This is a genomic window from Corallococcus sicarius, assembly GCF_003611735.1.
Lineage (GTDB): Bacteria > Myxococcota > Myxococcia > Myxococcales > Myxococcaceae > Corallococcus > Corallococcus sicarius.
Map to the genome: position 1 here is coordinate 1 of NZ_RAWG01000538.1, position 3,310 is coordinate 3,310.

4 protein-coding genes are annotated in these 3,310 nt (G+C 72.2%); 3 read left to right on the forward strand and 1 reads right to left on the reverse strand.

Annotation, left to right across the window (positions count from 1 at the left end; genetic code table 11):
- Positions 1-625 (reverse strand): hypothetical protein (locus tag D7X12_RS40285; RefSeq protein ID WP_120630425.1); only part of this gene is annotated, 625 nt, incomplete at its 3' end.
- A 99-nt stretch (positions 626-724) separates the two neighbouring features.
- On the opposite strand from D7X12_RS40285, the gene D7X12_RS40290 reads away from it, so the two are divergent.
- The 3 genes from D7X12_RS40290 to D7X12_RS40300 form a co-directional block, all read left to right on the forward strand.
- Positions 725-1,552, forward strand: coding sequence for a lysophospholipid acyltransferase family protein (locus tag D7X12_RS40290; protein ID WP_120630426.1), 828 nt, complete (start codon positions 725-727; stop codon positions 1,550-1,552).
- The gene (locus D7X12_RS40295) at positions 1,549-2,487 is read left to right on the forward strand and encodes an SDR family oxidoreductase (RefSeq protein ID WP_120630427.1); all 939 of its coding nucleotides are present in this window, start codon (positions 1,549-1,551) and stop codon (positions 2,485-2,487) included. The genes D7X12_RS40290 and D7X12_RS40295 overlap by 4 nt, the downstream gene beginning before the upstream one ends.
- A gap of 8 nt (positions 2,488-2,495) precedes the next feature.
- On the forward strand, positions 2,496-3,310 hold an 815-nt coding region (locus tag D7X12_RS40300; RefSeq protein WP_147443967.1), incomplete at its 3' end, for an MFS transporter.

Genomic DNA, 3,310 nt, shown 5'->3' on the forward strand with positions numbered 1-3,310 from the left:
CCGCGGGCCCCCCCGCCCCCAACACCGCCTGGAGCAGGTCCAGGAGCCCCGGCCATGCCTCCGCGGCCAGCCACAGCCCTTCCGGGGCGTGCTCCGCGGTCATCCTCAGCGACGAGGACTCGAAGAGGCGGGAGGCCAGCGCGCCGTCCTTCGGCAGCCGGCCCTCCACCCGGAGCAGCTCCCCGTCCCATTGAATCGTGGGAGGCAACAGCTTCTGGGCCAGGGCCTTGAGCGCGGACCGCCCCGCGCCGGTGCGCAGCGCGCCCATCAAGAGCGACGAGGCCCCGGGGGACTCCTCCAGTTCCACCCGGCCCGGCGTGGCGAGCCACAGGGTGTAGCGGCCCTCCGCCAGCTCCACGCGCACGGGGGTGGTCTCCACCCGCAGCTTCCAGCCCCGCACGGACAGCCGCAGGTCGTACACCGTGGGGCAGGACGCCCAGGAGCGCAGCTCCAGCCCCTTCACCCCCTTGAGCACCTGGCGCGACAGGGTCTCCACCCGCGCGTGCGACAGCCGCACCCGCCGGCCGGGCACGTCCACCGCGACCTCGTTCGCCAGCGGCCCCGGCAGCGCCGTGGCCCACGCGAGCGCTCCCTCCAGCAATCCCGTCAACGACTGCCCCGCCATCGTGCGCGCCTCCGTCGGGCTCCGGCCCTGCCGGACCGCCCGCTGGGGGCACAATGGGGTACGCGAGGCCCCCGTGCAAAGCGCACGCGCGGTGCTACGGTGCGCCCCGTGCCCCAGAGCGAGTCCCTGTCAGCGCGGGTGGAGCGGTTGGAGCTGCCCTTCAACGAGTACGGCGTCGACCCGTACGGCATCTCCAAGAAGCACCTGAAGCTGGCGTTGGAGTTCTTCGCCTTCCTCTACCGGAACTACTTCCGGGTGCGCTGCACCGGCGTGCAACACATCCCCAAGAAGGGCCGGGGCATGCTGGTGGGCAACCACTCCGGCGGCGTCGCGGTGGACGGGATGATGGTGCTCACCTCCACCCTGCTGGAGATGGATCCGCCCCGGCTCGCGCAGGGCATGGTGGAGCGCTTCATCCACAAGTTCCCCGTGGCCTCGCTGTGGGCCAGCCGCACCGGCCAGTTCACCGGGCTGCCGGAGCACGCCGTGCGCCTGCTGGAGGACGACCGGCTGCTCATGATTTTTCCGGAGGGCGCCCGCGGCACCGCGAAGCTCTACACGGAGCGCTACTCGCTGGTGGACTTCGGCACGGGCTTCGTCCGGCTGGCGCTCCAGACGCGCTCGCCCATCATCCCCTTCGCCTTCCTGGGCGGCGGCGCGGCCATCCCCACGGTGATCAACGCGTATGCGCTGGGGAAGCTTTTGGGCGTGCCGTACGTGCCCCTGACGCCGTACCTCCTCCCCCTGCCGCTGCCGGTGGGCCTTGAAATCCACTACGGCGAGCCGCTCGTCTTCGAGGGCACCGGGGACGAGGAGGACCACATCATCGAAGGGTACGTGAACCAGGTGAAGGCAAGCATCGCGCGGCTCATCGAGGAGCACCGCGCCGAGCGCGACCTGCGCCGCACCCGGAGGCTCTTGCCATGAAGGTGTTGATCCTCGGCATCTCTGGCGGCATCGCGCGCGGGCTGGCCCTGCGGCTGCGCGACAGCGGGCACCAGGTCGCGGGCATCGACCTGCGCCCGTGGCGGGACGCGCCCAAGGACATCGAGGTCCACGCGGTGGACGTGCGCAAGCGCGCCACCGAGGACGTCTTCCGCCGCTGGAAGCCCGACGCCGTGGTCCACATGGCCACGGTGACGGCGTTCACGGTGCGGGGCGGCGAGCGCGGCCGCATCAACCTGGACGGCACCAAGGCGGTGTTCGACCACTGCGCGGCGCACGGCGTGAAGCAGGTGCTCTTCATTGGCCGGCACACGTTCTACGGCGCCGCGCCGGACTCGCCGCTGTACCACTCCGAGGACGAGCCGCCGCGCGCGCTGGAGGCCATCCCGGAGCTGGCGGACCTGGTGGCCGCGGACCTGTACGCGGCGACGGCGCTGTGGCGCCTGCCGGACATCACCACGGCCGTGCTGCGGTTCGTGTACACGCTGGGCACGCCGGGCACGGGCACGCTCGCGAACCTCATCCGGGGCAAGCGCGTGCCCATGGTGCTGGGATACGATCCGCTGTTCCACGTCATGCAGGAGGAGGACGTGGTGACGGCGTTGCAGCTCGCGCTGGAGAAGCGCGTGCGCGGCATCTTCAACGTGGCGGGCCCCGCGCCCGTGCCGCTGTCGGTCATCATCCGGGGCACGGGGCGCACGCCGGTGCCGCTGCCGTCGCCGCTCTTGTCGCTGCTGATGGGCCGGGCGGGCTTCCCCCGGCTGTCGGTGGGGGCCACGGACCACCTGCGCTACCCCATCGTGGTGGACAACAAGCGCTTCCTGGCGGCCACCGGCTTCCAGGCCACCTACGACGAGGGCCGCATCCTGCGCGCGTACGCGGACTCCCTGCCGGTGGACCGGGCCGAGCTGGGTTGAGGGCTGACATGGTGACGGACAGCGTGGGCGTGAAGGCCGCCCCGGCGGTGACGCCCGGCATGATGCGCCGGGTGGAGGCGGTGGTGTTCGTCACCGTCTTCCTGGACCTGGTGGGCTTCGGCATCGTCATCCCGATGCTGCCCCTCTACGTGCAGTCCATGGGCGGCTCGGCGCTGACGGTGGGCGTCCTCCTGGGGTGCTTCTCCTTCACGCAGCTGCTGGCGACGCCGCTGTTGGGGCGCTACTCGGACCGGCACGGGCGGCGGGCGGTCATCCTGTTGAGCCTGCTGGCCAACGCGGTGGCGATGCTGCTGTTCGCGCTCGCCAGCTACCGGCTGATGCTGCCCCTGCTCTTCGCCTCGCGCATCCTCGCGGGGGCGACGTCCGGCAACATCGCCGCGTGTCAGGCGGCGCTCGCGGACGTGACGACGAAGGAGACGCGCGCGAAGGCCATGGGCCGCATTGGCGCGGGCATTGGCCTGGGCATGGTGCTGGGGCCCACGCTGGGCGGGCTGTTCTCCGGCCTGGGCACCTGGGTGCCGCCGCTGCTCGCGGGAGCGCTGGCGCTGGTGGGCTTCCTGGGCGCGCTCGTGGCGATGCCGGAGACGCACCCGCCCGAGGCCCGCGTGGCGGCGAAATCCCAGACGCGGTGGGCCGCGCTGCGCGACACGCCCCGGCGCAAGGCCCTGGGGCTGGTGCTGGCGTTGTTCTTCGCGGTGTTCCTGGCGATGACGACGCTCCAGGTGGCGTTCGCGCTGCTGGTGCAGGCGCGGCTGGGCTGGGGCACGCAGGAGGTGGGCTACACCTTCGCGGTGGTGGGCGG

Excerpts from the sequence above, each read along its gene's own strand:
- D7X12_RS40295 (WP_120630427.1), top strand. The coding sequence starts at position 1,549 with ATGAAGGTGTTGATCCTCGGCATCTCTGGCGGCATCGCGCGCGGGCTG.